Below are 20396 nucleotides of genomic sequence, written 5' to 3'. Positions count from 1 at the left end.
ATTTTATGGTAAAATAATAGGGATTTTAAGGAGTTTGATATGTATAACCTATTATTAACCATTTTATTAGTATTATCTGTTGTGATTGTGATTGCGATTTTCATGCAACCAACTAAAAACCAATCCAGCAATGTATTTGATGCCAGCTCAGGTGATTTGTTTGAACGCAGTAAAGCACGCGGTTTTGAAGCTGTAATGCAGCGTTTGACAGGGATTTTAGTCTTTTTCTGGCTATCCATTGCCTTAGCATTGACGGTATTATCAAGTAGATAAGAAAATAATGGGCAGGACTAGGTCTTTGCCTCTTTTTATTTTTAAAAGATATTTGAGAAGGTTTTACAGTAAAAGAAAATAAAAAATCTAGAAAGAAAATATGAAAGATAGAATAAAAGAATATTTGCAAGACAAGGGAAAGGTGACTGTCAATGACTTGGCTCAGGCTTTGGGAAAAGACGGATCTAAGGATTTTCGTGAGTTGATTAAAACCTTGTCTCTAATGGAAAGAAAGCACCAGATTCGCTTTGAAGAAGATGGCAGTCTGACCTTGGAAGTTAAGAGAAAACATGAGATTACTCTCAAGGGGATTTTTCATGCCCATAAAAATGGCTTTGGTTTTGTCAGCATAGAAGGAGAAGAGGACGATCTTTTTGTAGGGAAAAACGATGTCAACTATGCTATTGATGGAGATACTGTTGAGGTTGTCATTAAGAAAGTCGCTGATCGTAACAAGGGAACTGCTGCTGAAGCCAAAATTATCGATATCCTAGAACACAGTTTGACAACCGCTGTCGGTCAAATCGTTCTAGATCAGGAAAAGCCTAAGTATGCTGGCTATATTCGTTCAAAAAATCAGAAAATCAGCCAACTGATCTATGTTAAGAAACCAGCCCTTAAACTCGAGGGAACCGAAGTTCTCAAGGTCTTTATCGATAAATACCCAAGCAAGAAACATGATTTCTTTGTCGCGAGTGTCCTCGATGTGGTGGGGCATTCAACGGATGTCGGAATTGATGTTCTTGAGGTCTTGGAATCAATGGACATTGTATCCGAGTTTCCAGAAGCTGTTGTCAAGGAAGCAGAAAGTGTGCCTGATGTTCCGTCTCAAAAGGATATGGAGGGTCGTCTGGATCTGAGAGATGAGATTACCTTTACCATTGATGGTGCTGACGCTAAAGACTTGGACGATGCTGTGCATATCAAGGCTCTGAAAAATGGCAATATCGAACTCGGAGTTCACATAGCAGATGTTTCCTATTATGTTACTGAGGGTTCTGCCCTTGATAAGGAAGCTCTTAACCGCGCAACTTCTGTCTATGTGACAGACCGTGTGGTCCCAATGCTTCCAGAACGACTGTCAAATGGCATTTGCTCCCTCAATCCTCAAGTTGATCGCCTGACCCAGTCTGCCATTATGGAGATTGATAAACATGGTCGTGTAGTCAACTACACCATCACACAAACGGTTATCAAGACTAGCTTCAGGATGACCTACAGTGATGTCAATGATATCCTAGCTGGAGACAAGGAAAAGAGACAAGAATATCAGAAAATTGTCCCTAGTATCGAACTCATGGCCAAGCTTCATGAAACTTTAGAAAATATGCGTGTGAAACGTGGAGCCCTCAATTTTGATACCAATGAAGCTAAGATTTTAGTGGATAAACAAGGTAAGCCTGTTGATATCGTTCTTCGTCAGCGTGGTGTTGCCGAGCGCATGATTGAGTCCTTCATGTTGATGGCCAATGAAACAGTTGCCGAACATTTCAGCAAGTTGGATTTGCCTTTTATCTATCGAATTCACGAGGAGCCTAAGGCTGAAAAAGTTCAGAAGTTTATTGATTATGCTTCAAGCTTTGGCTTGCGCATTTATGGGACTGCTAGTGAGATTAGCCAGGAGGCTCTCCAAGACATCATGAGTGCTGTTGAGGGAGAACCTTATGCAGATGTATTATCCATGATGCTTCTACGCTCTATGCAGCAGGCTCGCTATTCGGAGCACAATCACGGCCACTATGGATTAGCAGCTGACTATTACACTCACTTTACCAGTCCGATTCGTCGTTATCCAGACCTTCTTGTTCATCGTATGATTCGTGATTACGGCCGTTCTAAGGAAATAGCAGAGCATTTTGAACAAGTGATTCCAGAGATTGCGACCCAGTCTTCCAACCGTGAGCGTCGAGCTATCGAGGCCGAGCGTGAAGTCGAAGCCATGAAAAAGGCTGAGTACATGGAAGAATACGTGGGTGAAGAGTACGATGCGGTTGTGTCCAGCATTGTCAAGTTTGGTCTCTTTGTCGAATTGCCAAACACAGTTGAAGGCTTGATTCACATCACTAATTTACCTGAATTTTATCATTTCAACGAACGTGATTTGACTCTTCGTGGAGAAAAATCAGGAACAACCTTCCGTGTAGGGCAACAGATTCGTATCCGAGTTGAAAGAGCCGACAAGATGACGGGTGAAATTGACTTCTCATATATCCCAAGTGAGTTTGATGTGATTGAAAAAGGCTTAAAACAGTCTAATCGCAGTGACAGGGGGCGTGGTTCAAGTCGTCGTTCAGATAAGAAGGAAGATAAGAGAAAATCAGGACGCTCAAATGATAAGCGCAAGCATTCACAAAAAGACAAGAAGAAAAAAGGAAAGAATCCTTTTTATAAGGAAGTAGCTAAGAAAGGAGCTAAGCATGGCAAAGGGCGAGGGAAAGGTCGTCGCACAAAATAAAAAGGCGCGCCACGACTATACTATCGTAGATACGTTAGAGGCAGGGATGGTCCTGACTGGAACTGAAATCAAGAGTGTACGAGCAGCTCGAATCAATCTCAAGGATGGCTTTGCTCAAGTGAAAAATGGAGAAGTCTGGTTGAGCAATGTCCATATCGCTCCTTACGAAGAGGGCAATATCTGGAACCAAGAACCAGAACGTCGTCGTAAACTCTTGCTCCATAAGAAACAAATCCAAAAATTAGAACAAGAGACTAAAGGAACAGGAATGACCCTGGTTCCCCTTAAGGTCTATATCAAAGATGGCTATGCCAAGCTCCTTTTAGGCCTAGCTAAAGGGAAGCATGACTACGACAAACGGGAGTCTATCAAACGTCGTGAACAAAACCGCGACATCGCGCGTGTCATGAAAGCTGTCAACCAGCGATAAAAAGAGGAATGAAAATGGAAAAACTAGTTGCCTACAAACGCATGCCACTGTGGACTAAAGAGACCATGCCAGAGGCGGTTCAGCAAAAGCATAATACCAAGGTCGGAACTTGGGGCAAGATAACTGTAGTAAAAGGAGCCCTCAAGTATATTGAATTGAGTGAAGAAGGAGAAGTTCTAGCTGAACACCTCTTTGAAGCAGGAGTCGACAATCCCATGGCACAACCACAAGCCTGGCACCGAGTAGAGGCTGCCACAGATGATGTGGAATGGTACTTGGAATTTTATTGCAAACATGAGGATTATTTTCCTAAGAAATACAATACGAATCCTGTTCATTCGGAAGTTCTAGATGCTATGCAAACAGTGAAACCGGGTAAAGCCTTGGATTTGGGTTGTGGTCAGGGACGTAATTCCCTCTTTTTAGCCCAGCAAGGTTTTGATGTGACAGCTGTAGATCAAAATGAACTGGCTCTTGAAATCTTGCAAAGCATTGTGGAGCAGGAAGATTTGGACATGCCTGTTGGTCTTTACGATATCAATTCAGCCAGCATTGGGCAATCCTATGATTTTATCGTTTCAACAGTTGTTCTCATGTTTCTACAAGCAGATCGTATTCCAGCTATTATCCGAAACATGCAGGAGCACACCACGGTCGGTGGTTACAATCTTATAGTCTGTGCCATGGACACGGAGGATTATCCTTGCTCAGTGAACTTTCCATTCACTTTTAAAGAAGGGGAATTGGCAGACTATTACAAGGACTGGGAAATGGTTAAGTACAATGAAAATCCAGGTCATTTGCACCGTCGCGATGAAAATGGCAATCGCATTCAACTACGTTTCGCGACCATGCTAGCTAAGAAAATCAAATAAAGACACATGAAGATTAGGAATTTTCCTGATCTTTTTTCTTTTTTACGAATAATATAGAAAAGGAGGGAAATCATGTTTGTTGCGAGAGATGCTAGGGGACAGCTGGTAAATGTGTTAGAGGATAAGCTCGAGAAGGAAGAATACACCTGCCCCGCTTGTGGAGGTCAGCTTCGTTTGCGTCAAGGACCAAGTGTACGAATGCATTTTGCCCATAAATCCTTAAAAGACTGTGATTATTCCTTTGAAAATGAAAGTCCAGAACACTTGGTAAATAAGGAATTCCTCTACCACTGGTTGAAAAAAGAGGCAGAGGTACAATTAGAGTACCCGCTTCCAGATCTTAAACAGATTGCAGATGTATTTGTAAATGGCAATCTAGCTCTAGAAGTTCAGTGTAGTTCCTTGTCTCAAAAAGTTCTTAAAGAGCGAAGTGAGGGCTATCGTAGTCAGGGTTACCAAGTACTGTGGTTGTTGGGTCAAAAACTGTGGCTCAAGGACCGCTTGACTCGTCTGCAACAAGGGTTTCTCTATTTCAGTCAAAACATGGGCTTTTATGTTTGGGAATTAGACAAGGAAAAACAGCTTTTAAGACTCAAATACCTGATTTACCAAGACCTCCGTGGTAAACTCCATTATCAAATCAAGGAATTTCCCTATGGTCACGGTAGTCTACTGGAGATATTACGTCTTCCCTATAAGAAACAAAAAATATCTAGTTTTAGTGTTTCTCAGGACAAGGACATCTGTAGTTATATCCGACAACAACTCTATTATCAAAATTCCATTTGGATGAAAGAACAAGCAGAAGCCTATCAAAAGGGAGAAAACCTCCTGACTTATGGCTTAAAAGAATGGTATCCACAAATTCGACCACTAGTAGGTGATTTTTGCCAAATTGAGAAGGATTTGACCAGCTATTATCAGTGTTTTCAAACCTATTATCAAAAAAATCCTCAAAATGATTGGCAAAAGCTCTATCCACCAGCCTTTTATCATCAATATTTCTTAAAAAATATGGTAGAATAGAAAGGATGGAGGAATCTAATGGTATTACAAAGACATGAAATAAATGAAAAAGATACATGGGATCTATCAACGATCTACCCAACTGACCAGGCTTGGGAAGAAGCCTTAAAAGATTTAACAGAACAACTGGAGAAAGTAAGCCAGTATGAAGGTCATCTCTTGGATAGCGCGGATAGCCTACTAGAAATTACTGAATTTTCTCTTGAAATGGAACGCCAAATGGAGAAGCTTTACGTTTATGCTCATATGAAAAATGACCAGGACACACGTGAAGCCAAGTACCAAGAGTACTATGCTAAGGCCATGACTCTCTATAGCCAGCTAGACCAAGCCTTTTCATTCTATGAGCCTGAATTTATGGAAATCAGTGAAAAGCAGTATGCTGACTTTTTAGAAGCTCAACCAAAATTGCAGGTTTATCAACACTATTTTGACAAGCTTTTGCAAGGCAAGGAACACGTTCTTTCACAACGTGAAGAAGAATTATTAGCTGGAGCTGGGGAAATCTTTGGTTCGGCAAGTGAAACCTTCGCTATCTTGGACAATGCGGATATTGTGTTCCCTTATGTTCTTGACGATGATGGTAAGGAAGTTCAACTCTCTCATGGGACTTACACACGTTTGATGGAGTCTAAAAATCGTGAGGTGCGTCGTGGTGCCTATCAAGCCCTTTATGCAACTTATGAGCAATTCCAACACACCTATGCTAAAACTTTACAAACCAATGTTAAAGTACAAAACTACCGAGCAAAAGTTCGCAACTACAAGAGTGCTCGTCATGCAGCTCTCGCAGCAAATTTTGTTCCAGAAAGTGTTTATGACAATTTGGTAGCAGCAGTTCGCAAGCATTTACCCCTCTTGCATCGTTACCTTGAGCTTCGTTCAAAGATTTTGGGAATTTCAGACCTCAAGATGTACGATGTCTACACACCGCTTTCATCTGTTGAATATAGTTTTACCTACCAAGAAGCCTTGAAAAAAGCCGAAGAAGCCTTGGCAGTCTTGGGTGAGGATTACTTGAGCCGTGTTAAACGTGCCTTCAGCGAGCGTTGGATTGATGTTTATGAAAATCAAGGCAAGCGTTCAGGAGCCTACTCTGGTGGTTCTTACGATACCAATGCCTTCATGCTTCTCAACTGGCAGGACAATCTGGACAATCTCTTTACTCTTGTTCATGAAACAGGCCACAGTATGCATTCCAGCTATACTCGCGAAACTCAGCCTTATGTTTACGGAGATTATTCTATCTTCTTGGCTGAGATTGCCTCAACCACTAATGAAAATATCTTGACGGAGAAATTATTGGAAGAAGTGGAAGACGACGCAACGCGCTTTGCGATTCTCAATAACTTCCTAGATGGTTTCCGTGGAACAGTTTTCCGTCAAACTCAATTCGCTGAGTTTGAACACGCCATTCACCAAGCGGATCAAAATGGTGAAGTTTTGACAAGCGATTTCCTAAATAAACTCTACGCAGACTTGAACCAAGAGTATTATGGTTTGAGTAAGGAAGACAATCCTGAAATCCAATACGAGTGGGCTCGCATTCCACACTTCTACTATAACTACTATGTATACCAATATTCAACTGGCTTTGCAGCAGCCTCAGCCTTGGCTGAAAAGATTGTTCATGGTAGTCAAGAAGACCGTGACCGCTATATCGATTATCTCAAGGCAGGTAAATCTGACTATCCACTTAATGTCATGAGAAAAGCTGGTGTTGATATGGAGAAGGAAGACTACCTCAACGATGCCTTTGCAGTCTTCGAACGTCGTTTGAATGAGTTTGAAGCCCTAGTTGAAAAATTGGGATTGTCATAAGATGGTTGAATCATATAGTAAGAATGCCAACCATAACATGCGTCGTCCTGTTGTCAAGGAAGAAATTGTGGACTTGATGCGCCAGCGCCAAAAGCAAGTCACAGGCTCTTTGAAAGAATTGGAAGACTTTGCTCGCAAGGAAAATATTCCTATTATTCCCCATGAAACAGTTGCTTATTTCCGTTTTCTCATGGAAACCATGCAACCTAAAAACATTCTGGAAATTGGGACTGCCATCGGTTTTTCAGCCCTCTTGATGGCTGAACACGCACCAAATGCTAAGATTACAACCATTGACCGCAATCCAGAGATGATTGGATTTGCCAAGGAAAATTTCGCCCAGTTTGACAGTCGTAAGCAAATCACACTCCTAGAAGGAGATGCGGTAGATGTCTTATCAACCTTGACAGAGTCCTATGATTTCGTCTTTATGGATTCAGCCAAGTCTAAATACATCGTCTTTCTGCCAGAAATCCTCAAACACTTGGAAGTTGGTGGTGTGGTTGTTTTGGATGATATTTTTCAAGGTGGTGATGTTGCTAAGGATATTATGGAAGTCCGTCGTGGCCAGCGAACTATTTACAGAGGACTTCAAAGACTATTTGATGCAACCTTAGACAATCCAGGACTCACCGCAACACTAGTACCTCTGGGGGACGGAATTCTCATGCTTCGTAAAAATGTAGCAGACGTTCAATTGCCTGAAAGCGAATGATTTTCAGAAAAATTTAAGAAAATATAGTAAAATAGATAGGGTAACACTTATCTCAAAGGAGTAGACATGAAGAAAAAACTATTGGCAGGTGCCATTATACTATTATCAGTAGCAACTTTAGCAGCTTGTTCCAAAGGTTCAGAAGGGGCAGACCTTATCAGCATGAAAGGAGATGTCATCACAGAACATCAATTTTATGAGCAAGTGAAAAGCAATCCTTCAGCCCAACAAGTCTTGTTGAACTTGACCATCCAAAAAGTATTTGAAAAACAATACGGTTCGGAAGTAGATGACAAAGAAGTTAATGACACTATTGCCGAAGAAGAAAAACAATATGGTGAAAACTACCAACGTGTCTTGTCACAAGCAGGAATGACCCTTGAAACACGTAAAGCTCAAATTCGTACTAGTAAATTAGTTGAGTTGGCAGTTAAAAAAGCAGCGGAAGCTGAATTGACAGATGATGCTTATAAGAAAGCCTTTGACGAGTACACTCCAGATGTAACGGCTCAAATTATCCGTTTGGACAATGAAGACAAGGCCAAAGAAATTCTTGAAAAAGCTAAGGCAAGTGGCGCAGATTTCGCTCAACTAGCTAAAGATAACTCAACAGATGAGAAAACGAAAGCGAACGGTGGAGAAATCACCTTTGATTCAGCTTCAACAGAAGTACCAGATCAAGTTAAGAAAGCAGCTTTTGCATTAGATGTAAATGGAGTTTCTGATGTGATTAGTGTTACTGGAACACAAGCCTACAGCAGCCAATATTACATTGTGAAACTCATTAAGAAAACAGAAAAATCATCTAATATCGATGACTACAAAGAAAAATTGAAAACTGTTATCTTGACTCAAAAACAAAATGACGCATCATTTGTTCAAAGCATTATCGGAAAAGAATTGCAGGCAGCCAACATCAAGGTTAAAGACCAAGCCTTCCAAAATATCTTTACTCAATACATCGGTGGTGGAGATTCAAGCTCAAGCAGTTCTTCAAAAGAATAAAACAGAAAAGAGCCAAGTGCTCTTTTTCTTATGAGAAAATCTTCTATCTTGAGGGTAAGAGTTTTTTTCTTTCGGAAAAAATGGTATAATAGCAATCAAAACTAGAAAATAAACGGAATTTGGGAATAATTTCTTTTGTTCTCATTAGATTGGTGATACTATGAAGATTAGTAAGAGGCACCTATTAAACTATTCTATTCTAGTTCCTTACTTACTTTTATCTATTTTGGGCTTGATTGTGGTTTATTCGACAACCAGTGCCATTCTTATCGAAGAAGGTAAAAGTGCCCTCCAATTGGTTCGAAGTCAGGGAATGTTTTGGATATTTAGTTTAATATTGATTGCCTTGATATATAAGCTGAAATTGAATTTTTTGAGAAAAGAACGACTTTTATTTATTGTTATGTTTGTTGAGCTGATTCTCTTAGCTTTGGCTCGCTTAATTGGTACGCCAGTCAATGGAGCCTATGGTTGGATTTCAGTAGGACCTTTGACCATTCAGCCAGCAGAGTATTTGAAGATTATCATCGTCTGGTACTTGGCCCAACGTTTTTCAAAACAACAGGATGAAATTGGGATTTACGATTTTCAAGTTTTAACTCAAAATCAATGGATTCCTCGTGCTTTTAATGATTGGCGCTTCGTCCTACTAGTAATGATAGGAAGTTTAGCTATTTTCCCAGATTTGGGGAATGCTACCATCCTAGTTCTTGTCGCCTTGATTATGTATACAGTTAGTGGAATTGCTCATCGTTGGTTTATAGTCTTTATCGGTGTATTATTTGGAGTTTCAGCCCTATCCTTATCAGCTATCTCTATGATCGGGGTTGATAAGTTTTCAAAAGTTCCAGTATTTGGTTACGTTGCTAAGCGTTTCAGTGCCTACTTTAATCCCTTTGCCGATTTGGCAGGGTCAGGCCACCAACTTGCAAATTCCTACTTTGCTATGGTAAATGGTGGATGGTTTGGTCTAGGATTAGGAAATTCAATCGAAAAACGTGGTTATTTACCAGAGGCCCATACAGACTTTGTATTTTCAATTGTCATTGAAGAGTTTGGATTTGTGGGAGCCAGTTTGATTTTGGCACTTGTCTTTTTCCTGATTTTGCGAATTATCCTAGTAGGAATTCGTGCTAAGAATCCCTTTAATTCTATGATGGCGATTGGGGTTGGGGGGATGATGTTGGTACAGGTCTTTGTCAATATCGGTGGAATTTCTGGTATTATTCCCTCGACAGGAGTAACCTTCCCCTTCTTATCGCAAGGAGGGAACAGTCTCCTAGTCTTGTCTGTAGCCATCGCCTTTGTCTTAAATATTGATGCAAGTGAAAAACGTGCCCGATTATATGAGGAGTTAGAAGCTCACTCATCAAACTATATGTAGAGCTGAGAGTGGAAAGGATTACCTATGTCTCTTCAAAAATTAGAAAACTATAGTAATAAAGCTGTTATACAAGAAGAAGTATTGATTTTAACAGAATTGTTAGAAGATATCACTAAAAACATGCTTGCCCCAGAGACTTTTGAAAAAATCATGCAGTTGAAGGAATTGTCAACTCAAGAAGATTATCAAGGCTTGAACCAATTGGTTACTAGCCTGACAAATGATGAAATGGCTTATATTTCACGCTATTTCTCAATTTTGCCTCTCTTGATTAATATTTCAGAAGACGTGGATTTGGCCTATGAAATCAACCACCAAAATAATATCGATCAAGATTATCTTGGGAAATTATCAGCAACAATCAAAATGGTTGCTGAAAAAGAAAATGCGGTTGAAATTCTTGAACACTTGAATGTTGTCCCTGTTTTGACTGCCCATCCAACACAAGTGCAACGTAAGAGTATGTTGGATTTGACCAACCATATCCATACCCTCTTGCGTAAGTATCGTGATGTGAAATTAGGCTTGATTAATAAGGAAAAATGGCATAATGATCTCCGTCGTTATATTGAGATTATCATGCAAACAGACATGATTCGTGAAAAGAAATTGAAAGTAACCAATGAAATCACGAATGTCATGGAATACTACAATAGTTCATTCCTGAAGGCTGTTCCTCATTTGACTGCTGAGTACAAGCGTCTGGCTAAAAAACATGGACTGGAGTTGAAACATCCTAAACCAATTACCATGGGAATGTGGATTGGTGGAGACCGTGATGGGAATCCTTTTGTTACAGCAGATACCTTGAAACAATCTGCTATGACCCAGTGTGAAGTCATCATGAACTACTATGATGAAAAAATTTACCAACTTTATCGTGAATTCTCCCTCTCAACTAGTATTGTCAATGTCAGCAAGCAAGTCAGAGAAATGGCTCGTCAATCCAAGGATAACTCGATTTATCGTGAAAAAGAACTTTACCGCCGTGCCTTGTTTGATATTCAATCAAAAATCCAAGCAACAAAAACCTATCTGATTGAGGATAAGGAAGTTGGGGCTCGCTATGAAACGGCCAATGATTTTTATAAGGATTTAATTACCATCCGTGATTCCCTCTTGGAAAACAAGGGTGAAGCACTGATTTCTGGTGATTTTGTTGAGTTAATTCAGGCAGTTGAAATTTTTGGTTTCTATTTGGCATCTATTGACATGCGTCAAGATTCTAGTGTTCATGAAGCTTGTGTAGCTGAACTCTTGAAATCAGCAGGCATTCATTCGCATTACAGTGAACTAAGTGAAGAAGAAAAATGCCAGCTTCTCTTGAAAGAATTAGAGGAAGATCCACGTATTCTTTCTGCCACTCACGTTGAAAAATCAGAGTTACTTGAAAAAGAATTAGCAATCTTTAAGGCTGCTCGTAAGTTGAAAGATAAGTTGGGAGATGATGTCATTCGTCAGACCATCATTTCACATGCAACCAGCGTATCAGACATGTTGGAATTGGCTATCTTACTAAAAGAAGTAGGGTTAGTTGATAAAGAAAGAGCCCGTGTTCAAATCGTTCCTCTCTTTGAAACAATCGAGGACTTGGACCATTCAGAAGAAACCATGAGAGAATACCTTTCTCTTGGTCTGGCTAAGAAATGGATTGCTTCACGTAATAACTACCAAGAAATCATGCTTGGTTACTCTGATAGTAATAAAGATGGTGGTTACCTATCATCATGTTGGACCCTCTACAAGGCTCAACAACAATTGACTGCTATCGGAGATGAATTTGGCGTTAAGGTCACCTTCTTCCATGGTCGCGGTGGTACTGTCGGTCGTGGTGGTGGACCAACCTATGAAGCCATCACATCTCAACCGCTTAAGTCTATCAAGGATCGTATCCGCTTGACGGAGCAGGGTGAAGTAATTGGGAATAAATACGGTAATAAAGACGCAGCTTACTATAACCTTGAAATGTTAGTATCTGCGGCCATTAACCGTATGATTACTCAGAAGAAGAGCGATACCAATACATCCAATCGTTATGAAGCTATTATGGACCAAGTAGTGGATCGTAGTTACGATATCTACCGTGATTTGGTCTTTGGTAATGACCATTTCTATGATTATTTCTTTGAGTCAAGTCCAATCAAGGCTATTTCAAGCTTTAACATTGGTTCTCGTCCAGCTGCTCGTAAGACGATTACTGAAATCGGTGGTTTGCGTGCCATCCCTTGGGTATTCTCATGGTCGCAAAGCCGTGTCATGTTCCCTGGCTGGTATGGGGTTGGTTCAAGCTTCAAGGAATTTATCGATAAAAATCCAGAGAATATTGCTATCTTACGAGATATGTACCAAAATTGGCCTTTCTTCCAATCGCTCCTTTCAAATGTTGATATGGTCTTGTCAAAATCAAATATGAACATTGCTTTTGAATATGCCAAACTGTGTGAGGATGATCAAGTAAAAGCAATCTATGAGACTATTTTAAATGAATGGCAAGTGACCAAGGAAGTTATCTTGGCTATCGAAGGGTATGACGAACTCTTGGCTGAAAATCCATATCTAAAAGCCAGTTTAGATTATCGAATGCCTTACTTTAATATCCTCAACTATATCCAGTTGGAGTTGATTAAACGTCAACGTCGAGGAGAATTATCAAGCGATCAAGAAAAATTAATTCATACAACCATCAATGGAATTGCGACAGGTCTTCGTAATTCAGGCTGATACCTATCAAACTTCCTCTTTTCTATAGGGGAAGTTTTTGAATAGTTCAAAAAAATTCTCAAATACTATTGACAAGTAATTGAAAAATGATATAATTTAACCATTCAGAAAAGTAATCATATAAACTTTTTAGAGAGTCTGTGGTAGCTGAAAACAGATAAGTGATGATGATGAAAATTGGGCTGAATGTTATTTAGAATTTGAAATCATAAAAATTCGGTGAGCACACCTTACAGTGCATCTCGTTATTGCGAGACAGAGCGATAGGGAAATTCCCTATAATTGAGGTGGTACCGCGCATCGACGTCCTCACACAAGTTTTTTGTGTGAGGACTTTTTTGATGGAGGTTAGTATGGAAAGAAAACGATGGCGTCACTTGTTTCGATAAGTGAAGTATTTTAAAGGAATAAAAGGAGAAATAGAATGAAAAATAAACGTTTAATTGGGATTATCGCTGCATTAGCAGTCTTAGTAGCAGGAAGCTTGATTTACTCTTCAATGAATAAACAAGAAGCTAAGAATGAGAAGAAAGTTGCCAAAGTTGGTGTTCTTCAGTTTGTGAGCCATCCATCTCTTGACTTGATTTATAAAGGAATTCAAGATGGACTTGCTGAGGAAGGCTATAAAGATGATCAGTTGAAAATTGACTTTATGAACTCAGAAGGCGACCAAAGTAAGGTTGCGACAATGAGCAAACAGTTGGTTGCAAATGGCAATGACCTTGTGGTTGGTATTGCAACACCAGCTGCTCAAGGTTTGGCTAGTGCAACAAAAGATCTACCGGTTATCATGGCAGCTATTACTGACCCAATCGGAGCGAACTTGGTTAAAGATTTGAAAAAACCAGGCGGCAACATTACAGGAGTATCTGACCACAATCCAGCTCAACAACAAGTTGAACTCATTAAGGCTCTGACACCAAATGTGAAAACAATAGGAGCCCTTTACTCAAGCAGCGAAGACAATTCAAAAACACAGGTCGAAGAATTTAAGGCTTATGCTGAAAAAGCAGGTTTGACTGTAGAAACATTTGCTGTTCCTTCAACAAATGAAATTGCTTCAACAGTTAACGTTATGACTAGCAAAGTTGATGCTATCTGGGTTCCAATCGATAACACTATTGCTTCAGCCTTCTCAACAGTTGTATCAAGTAATCAATCAGCTAAAAAACCAATCTACCCAAGCGCAACTGCCATGGTAGAAGCAGGTGGTTTGGCATCAGTTGTAGTTGACCAACACGACCTTGGTGTGGCAACTGGTAAAATGATTGCGCAAGTCTTGAAAGGTGCAAAACCAGCTGATACTCCAGTCAATGTCTTTTCAACTGGTAAATCAGTAATCAACAAAAAATTGGCACAAGAACTAGGTATTACGATTCCTGAATCAGTTTTAAAAGAAGCAGGACAAGTGATTGAATAATCTGTAATGGAGGAGTTGGGGACATCTCCTCCAATTTTTTACAATAGAAATCATATAGAAAAGGTTAAGAAACAAATGATATTATCTATTATTTCTCAAGGATTTGTCTGGGCTATTCTAGGTCTGGGAATCTTTATGACATTTAGGATTTTGAACTTTCCAGATATGACGACAGAAGGTTCCTTCCCTCTTGGGGGAGCTGTTGCTGTCACTCTGATAACGAAAGGTGTGAATCCCTTTTTAGCGACACTTGTTGCTGTTGGAGCTGGTTGTTTGGCTGGAATGGCAGCAGGACTTCTTTATACAAAAGGGAAGATTCCAACTTTGCTCTCAGGGATTTTGGTGATGACTTCTTGTCACTCTATCATGCTCTTGATTATGGGACGTGCAAATTTAGGATTGCTTGGAACCAAGCAAATTCAGGATGTTTTGCCTTTTGATTCGGATTTGAATCAACTCTTGACAGGTTTCATCTTTGTCAGTATTGTTATTGTTCTCATGCTCTTTTTCTTGGATACCAAACTCGGACAAGCCTATATTGCTACAGGTGACAATCCTGATATGGCTAGAAGTTTCGGAATTCATACTGGACGCATGGAGCTTATGGGCTTGGTCTTATCAAATGGTGTGATTGCCCTTGCAGGTGCTCTTATTGCTCAGCAAGAAGGTTATGCCGATGTATCTCGAGGAATTGGGGTTATCGTTGTAGGTCTTGCAAGTTTGATTATTGGGGAAGTTATTTTCAAGAGTTTGAGTTTGGCAGAGCGTCTGGTTGCCATCGTTGTGGGTTCTATCGCCTATCAATTCTTAGTATGGGCGGTTATTGCCCTTGGCTTTAATACAAGTTACCTTCGTTTGTACAGTGCCTTGATTTTGGCAGTCTGTCTCATGATTCCAACATTTAAGCAAACAATCTTGAAAGGAGCCAAGTTAAGCAAATGACAGCAATTGTAGAATTAAAAAATGCAACCAAAGTCGTTAAAAATGGCTTTGATGAAGAAAAGATTATTTTAAATGATGTTTCATTAGAAATTTTTGAACAGGATTTTATCACGATTTTAGGTGGAAATGGTGCTGGTAAATCGACCCTCTTTAACACTATTGCAGGAACCTTATCACTAACCAGTGGAACCATCCGTATTTTAGGTGAAGATGTCACTAAGTTTTCACCAGAGAAGAGAGCCAAGTATCTGTCTCGAGTTTTCCAAGATCCAAAGATGGGGACAGCTCCTCGTATGACAGTGGCAGAGAATCTCTTGATTGCCAAGTTTCGTGGTGAAAAGCGTGGATTGTTACCACGACGCTTGACTAGTTATAAGGATGAATTTCAGGCAACTATTGAAAAAGTAGGAAATGGTCTTGAGAAACATTTGAATACACCGATTGAGTTCTTATCAGGTGGGCAAAGACAAGCCTTAAGTCTCTTGATGGCAACATTGAAGCGACCAGAGTTGCTCTTGTTAGATGAGCATACTGCAGCTCTTGATCCAAAGACTAGTGTAGCCTTGATGGAATTGACAGATGAATTTGTCAAGAAAGATCAGCTGACAGCCTTGATGATTACCCACCATATGGAGGACGCGTTGAAGTACGGAAACCGTCTGATTGTCATGAAAGAAGGTCGTATAATTCAAGATCTTAATAATGAAGAAAAAGCTAAGATGAAAATCTCAGACTACTATCAATTATTTGAATAGATGAACTTTATTTTCATCAAAAAATAGAGAAGAAAAACTTAGAAGCATTAAAATGTTTCTGAGTTTTTTAACTTTCTTTTATATTTAGAAAAATAAGGCAAAGATAATTACGGAAAGCGTATGAAATGGTTTACTTTTTTTCAGAAATAAGCTATACTAGTTTACGTGATACTATGATAAGATGGAGGTATTGTGTATGGTTGACAAACAAGTCATTGAAGAAATCAAAAACAATGCCAACATTGTGGAAGTCATAGGAGATGTGATTTCTTTACAAAAGGCAGGACGGAACTATCTAGGGCTCTGTCCTTTTCATGGTGAAAAAACACCTTCTTTCAACGTTGTAGAGGACAAGCAGTTTTACCACTGTTTTGGTTGTGGTCGCTCAGGTGATATCTTTAAGTTCATCGAGGAGTACCAAGGTGTTCCCTTTATGGAGGCTGTCCAAATCTTAGGTCAGCGTGTCGGGATAGAGGTGGAAAAACCGCTTTATAGTGAACAGAAGCCAGCCTCGCCTCACCAATCTCTTTATGATATGCACGAAGATGCGGCTAAATTTTATCATGCTATTCTCATGACAACGACCATGGGGGAGGAGGCCAGAAATTACCTCTATCAGCGTGGTTTGACAGATGAAGTGCTCAAGCATTTTCGGATTGGTTTGGCACCTCCAGAACGAAACTATCTCTATCAACGTTTGTCTGGTCAGTATCGTGATGAGGATTTCCTAGATTCAGGACTGTTTTACCTCTCGGATGCCAATCAATTTGTAGATACCTTTCACAATCGGATTATGTTTCCCCTGACAAATGACCAAGGAAAGGTTATTGCCTTCTCAGGTCGTATCTGGCAGAAAACGGATTCACAAACTTCTAAGTATAAAAATAGCCGATCGACTGCAATTTTTAACAAAAGTTACGAATTATATCATATGGATAGGGCAAAAAAATCTTCTGGTAAAACCAGTGAGATTTACTTGATGGAAGGATTCATGGATGTCATTGCAGCCTATCGGGCTGGAATCGAAAATGCTGTCGCATCTATGGGAACAGCCTTGAGTCGAGAGCATGTTGAGCATCTGAAAAGGTTAACCAAGAAGTTGGTTCTTGTTTACGATGGCGATAAGGCTGGGCAAGCTGCGACATTGAAAGCGCTGGACGAAATTGGTGATATGCCTGTGCAAATCGTCAGCATGCCTGATAACTTGGATCCAGATGAGTATTTACAAAAAAATGGTCCAGAAGACTTGGCCTATCTATTAACAAAAACTCGTATTAGTCCGATTGAGTTTTACATTCACCAGTACAAGCCTGAAAATAGTGAAAATTTGCAGGCTCAGATTGAGTTTATTGAAAAAATAGCGCCCTTGATTGTTCAAGAAAAGTCCATCACTGCTCAAAATACCTACATTCATATTTTAGCTGACAGTCTGGCGTCCTTTGATTATGCCCAGATTGAGCAGATTGTTAATGAGAGTCGTCAGGCGCAAAGACAGAATCGCATGGAAGGAATTTCCAGACCGACGCAAATCACTATGCCTGTCACCAAGCAGTTATCAGCTATTATGAGGGCAGAAGCTCATCTACTTTATCGAATGATGGAGTCCCCTCTTGTTTTGAATGATTACCGTTTGCGAGAAGACTTTGCATTTGACACACCTGAATTTCAGGTCTTATATAACTTGCTTGGCCAGTATGGTACCCTTCCTCCAGAAGTTTTAGCAGAACAGACAGAGGAGGTTGAGAGAGCTTGGTATCAAGTCTTAGCTCAGGATTTACCATCTGAGATGTCACCTCAGGAACTTAGTGAAGTAGAAATGACTCGAAACAAGGCTCTCTTGAATCAGGACAATATGAGAATCAAAAAGAAGGTGCAGGAAGCTAGCCATGTAGGAGATACCGACACAGCCTTAGAAGAATTGGAACGTTTAATTTCCCAAAAGAGAAGAATGGAGTAATAATGGCAACAAAACAAAAAGAAGTAACAACATTTGATGTACAAGTAGCAGAATTTATCCGTAATCATAAGCAAAAAGGGACAGCAACAGACGATGAAATCAATGCAAGTCTGGTTATTCCTTTTACCTTGGACGCTGATGGGATTGAAGATCTCTTGCAACGAATCCAGGATGCAGGAATTTCAATCACAGATAACGAAGGAAATCCCAGTGCGCGTGTTCTTAGTGCAGAAGAAGAACCAGAACTCAGCGATGAGGATTTGATTGGTTCAACTTCTGCTAAGGTCAATGACCCTGTCCGTATGTACTTGAAAGAAATCGGGGTCGTACCTCTTTTGACCAATGAAGAGGAGAAAGAATTGGCACTAGCAGTTGAAGCTGGTGATATCGAAGCCAAACAACGTCTTGCGGAAGCCAACCTTCGTTTGGTTGTTTCCATTGCCAAGCGTTATGTCGGCCGTGGTATGCAGTTCCTTGACTTGATTCAAGAAGGGAACATGGGCTTGATGAAGGCGGTTGACAAGTTTGACTATTCTAAAGGATTCAAGTTCTCAACTTACGCAACTTGGTGGATTCGTCAGGCTATCACTCGTGCTATTGCGGACCAAGCTCGTACCATCCGTATCCCTGTTCACATGGTTGAAACCATTAATAAATTGGTTCGTGAACAACGTAATCTCCTTCAAGAATTGGGACAAGATCCAACGCCAGAACAAATCGCTGAACGTATGGATATGACTCCTGACAAGGTACGTGAAATCTTGAAGATTGCCCAAGAGCCAGTATCGCTTGAAACACCAATCGGTGAAGAGGATGATAGCCACCTTGGGGACTTTATCGAAGATGAAGTGATTGAAAATCCAGTGGACTACACAACTCGTATCGTCTTGCGTGAGCAGCTGGATGAGGTCTTGGATACTCTTACAGACCGTGAAGAAAACGTCTTGCGTCTACGTTTTGGACTAGATGATGGTAAAATGCGGACCCTTGAAGATGTAGGTAAAGTCTTTAATGTAACCCGTGAGCGTATCCGTCAGATTGAAGCCAAGGCTTTGAGAAAACTTCGTCAACCAAGTCGCAGCAAACCGCTTCGTGATTTTATTGAAGACTAATAGTGAGGAAAAATATGGCTTATACAGAAGAGCAAATTGAAAATATCAAAACAAGAATTTTATCAGCCTTGGAAGAAGTCATCGACCCTGAGTTGGGAATCGATATTGTCAACCTTGGTTTAATCTATGAGATTCGTTTTGACGGTGACACAGGTCAAACAGAGATTGATATGACTTTGACAACCATGGGTTGTCCCCTAGCAGACCTTTTGACGGACCAGATTTATGATGCTATGACAGAGGTACCAGAAGTAACGGATACTGAGGTTAAATTAGTCTGGTATCCAGCCTGGACAGTTGAAAAAATGAGTCGCTATGCACGCATTGCCCTAGGCATTAAGTAAACATACAATAGCATGTGAGAGATTATTGGAAAAGCGAGGAAATTTCCCCCTCTTTTCCTCTAGTCTCTCCTTTCTTTTGCTGATTTTATTCAAAGAAAATGATATAATAGTAGTTATGGAAAAAAAGAAATTACGCATCAATATGTTGAGTTCAAGTGAGAAAGTAGCAGGGCAGGGAGTCTCAGGTGCTTACCGTGAATTAGTTCGTCTTCTTCACCGTGATGCCAAGGATCAATTGATTGTTACAGAAAATCTTCCAATCGAGGCAGATGTGACTCACTTTCATACGATTGATTTCCCCTATTATTTATCAACATTCCAAAAGAAACGCTCAGGGAGAAAAATTGGCTACGTGCATTTCTTACCTGATACACTTGAGGGGAGTTTGAAAATTCCATTTTTCTTAAAGGGAATTGTTAAGCGCTATGTATTTTCTTTTTACAACCGGATGGAGCACCTGGTTGTGGTTAATCCTATGTTTATCGAGGATTTGGTGGCAGCTGGTATTCCACGTGAAAAAGTGACCTATATTCCTAACTTTGTCAATAAGGAAAAATGGCATCCTCTTCCACAAGAAGAGGTAGCGAGTCTGCGAACAGAGCTAGGTCTTAGTGACAATCAGTTTATCGTAGTAGGTGCTGGTCAAGTTCAGAAACGCAAAGGGATTGATGATTTTATCCGTCTGGCTGAGGAATTGCCTCAGATTACCTTTATCTGGGCTGGTGGTTTCTCTTTTGGTGGCATGACAGATGGTTATGAGCGCTACAAGAAAATAATGGAAAATCCTCCTAAGAATTTGATTTTTCCAGGTATCGTGTCACCAGAGCGGATGCGCGAATTGTATGCCTTAGCAGATCTTTTCTTGTTGCCTAGTTACAATGAACTTTTTCCGATGACTATTCTAGAAGCTGCCAGTTGTGAGGCTCCTATTATGCTACGTGATTTGGATCTTTATAAGGTGATTTTAGAGGGAAATTATCGGGCGACAGCAGATAGAGAAGAGATGAAAGAGGCTATTTTAGAATATCAAGCAAATCCTGCTGCCTTAAAAGACCTCAAAGAAAAAGCTAAGAATATTTCCAGAGAGTATTCTGAAGAGCATCTGTTACAAATTTGGTTGGACTTTTATGAGAAACAAGCCGCTTTAGGGAGAAAGTAAAA

General features: G+C 40.2%; 17 protein-coding genes and 1 other annotated feature. All 17 genes read left to right on the top strand.

Going from position 1 to position 20396, the window contains the following annotated elements; all coding sequences use genetic code 11:
- Positions 1–39 precede the first annotated feature (39 nt).
- A complete protein-coding gene (gene secG / locus OCF96_RS07480) occupies positions 40–273 on the top strand; it encodes a preprotein translocase subunit SecG (protein ID WP_020902907.1) in 234 nt (77 codons plus the stop codon).
- A gap of 100 nt (positions 274–373) precedes the next feature.
- A complete protein-coding gene (rnr, locus tag OCF96_RS07475) occupies positions 374–2728 on the top strand; it encodes a ribonuclease R (protein WP_020902906.1) in 2355 nt (784 codons plus the stop codon).
- Positions 2691–3158, top strand: coding sequence for an SsrA-binding protein SmpB (gene smpB, locus OCF96_RS07470; protein ID WP_001051750.1), 468 nt, complete (start codon positions 2691–2693; stop codon positions 3156–3158). The genes rnr and smpB overlap by 38 nt, the downstream gene beginning before the upstream one ends.
- Positions 3159–3172: 14 nt before the next feature.
- On the top strand, positions 3173–4033 hold the full coding sequence (gene tehB / locus OCF96_RS07465; protein ID WP_261446835.1) for an SAM-dependent methyltransferase TehB: 861 nt from the start codon (positions 3173–3175) through the stop codon (positions 4031–4033).
- Between the two features lie 72 nt (positions 4034–4105).
- Positions 4106–5059: a competence protein CoiA gene (locus tag OCF96_RS07460; protein ID WP_261446834.1), complete on the top strand. Its 954-nt coding sequence runs from the start codon at positions 4106–4108 to the stop codon at positions 5057–5059.
- 18 nt (positions 5060–5077) lie between these two features.
- Positions 5078–6880 carry an oligoendopeptidase F gene (pepF, locus tag OCF96_RS07455; protein ID WP_261073582.1) on the top strand — a complete coding sequence of 601 codons (1803 nt, stop codon included), beginning with the start codon at positions 5078–5080 and terminating at the stop codon, positions 6878–6880.
- 1 nt (position 6881) lies between these two features.
- A complete protein-coding gene (locus tag OCF96_RS07450) occupies positions 6882–7595 on the top strand; it encodes an O-methyltransferase (RefSeq protein WP_261446833.1) in 714 nt (237 codons plus the stop codon).
- A 66-nt stretch (positions 7596–7661) separates the two neighbouring features.
- Positions 7662–8600, top strand: coding sequence for a peptidylprolyl isomerase PrsA (gene prsA, locus OCF96_RS07445; RefSeq protein WP_261446832.1), 939 nt, complete (start codon positions 7662–7664; stop codon positions 8598–8600).
- Between the two features lie 160 nt (positions 8601–8760).
- On the top strand, positions 8761–9984 hold the full coding sequence (ftsW, locus tag OCF96_RS07440) for a cell division peptidoglycan polymerase FtsW (RefSeq protein ID WP_261446831.1): 1224 nt from the start codon (positions 8761–8763) through the stop codon (positions 9982–9984).
- Positions 9985–10008: 24 nt separating this feature from the next.
- Positions 10009–12705: a phosphoenolpyruvate carboxylase gene (gene ppc / locus OCF96_RS07435; protein WP_261446830.1), complete on the top strand. Its 2697-nt coding sequence runs from the start codon at positions 10009–10011 to the stop codon at positions 12703–12705.
- A 96-nt stretch (positions 12706–12801) separates the two neighbouring features.
- Positions 12802–13019 (top strand) — a binding site (T-box leader).
- Positions 13020–13129: 110 nt separating this feature from the next.
- Positions 13130–14125, top strand: a complete 996-nt coding sequence (gene trpX / locus OCF96_RS07430; RefSeq protein ID WP_261446829.1) for a tryptophan ABC transporter substrate-binding protein — start codon at positions 13130–13132, stop codon at positions 14123–14125.
- A gap of 75 nt (positions 14126–14200) precedes the next feature.
- Positions 14201–15067, top strand: a complete 867-nt coding sequence (locus OCF96_RS07425; RefSeq protein ID WP_261446828.1) for an ABC transporter permease — start codon at positions 14201–14203, stop codon at positions 15065–15067.
- Positions 15064–15822, top strand: a complete 759-nt coding sequence (locus OCF96_RS07420) for an ABC transporter ATP-binding protein (protein ID WP_261446827.1) — start codon at positions 15064–15066, stop codon at positions 15820–15822. Before OCF96_RS07425 ends, OCF96_RS07420 begins: the two co-directional genes overlap by 4 nt.
- 196 nt (positions 15823–16018) lie before the next feature.
- Positions 16019–17779: a DNA primase gene (dnaG, locus tag OCF96_RS07415; protein ID WP_261446826.1), complete on the top strand. Its 1761-nt coding sequence runs from the start codon at positions 16019–16021 to the stop codon at positions 17777–17779.
- Positions 17780–17781: 2 nt separating this feature from the next.
- Positions 17782–18891 (top strand): RNA polymerase sigma factor RpoD, encoded by a 1110-nt coding sequence (gene rpoD / locus OCF96_RS07410; RefSeq protein ID WP_004259586.1) that lies wholly within the window; start codon positions 17782–17784, stop codon positions 18889–18891.
- A 14-nt stretch (positions 18892–18905) separates the two neighbouring features.
- Positions 18906–19235 (top strand): metal-sulfur cluster assembly factor, encoded by a 330-nt coding sequence (locus OCF96_RS07405; RefSeq protein ID WP_000331925.1) that lies wholly within the window; start codon positions 18906–18908, stop codon positions 19233–19235.
- 115 nt (positions 19236–19350) lie between these two features.
- The gene (gene cpoA / locus OCF96_RS07400; protein WP_239822214.1) at positions 19351–20394 is read left to right on the top strand and encodes an alpha-galactosylglucosyldiacylglycerol synthase; all 1044 of its coding nucleotides are present in this window, start codon (positions 19351–19353) and stop codon (positions 20392–20394) included.
- Positions 20395–20396: the final 2 nt, after the last annotated feature.

The organism is Streptococcus mitis, from assembly GCF_946190065.1.
Taxonomy (GTDB): Bacteria; Bacillota; Bacilli; order Lactobacillales; family Streptococcaceae; genus Streptococcus; species Streptococcus mitis_DE.
The sequence above is the reverse complement of the archived record's forward strand: the minus strand, read 5'-3'. Positions and strand labels throughout refer to the sequence as shown.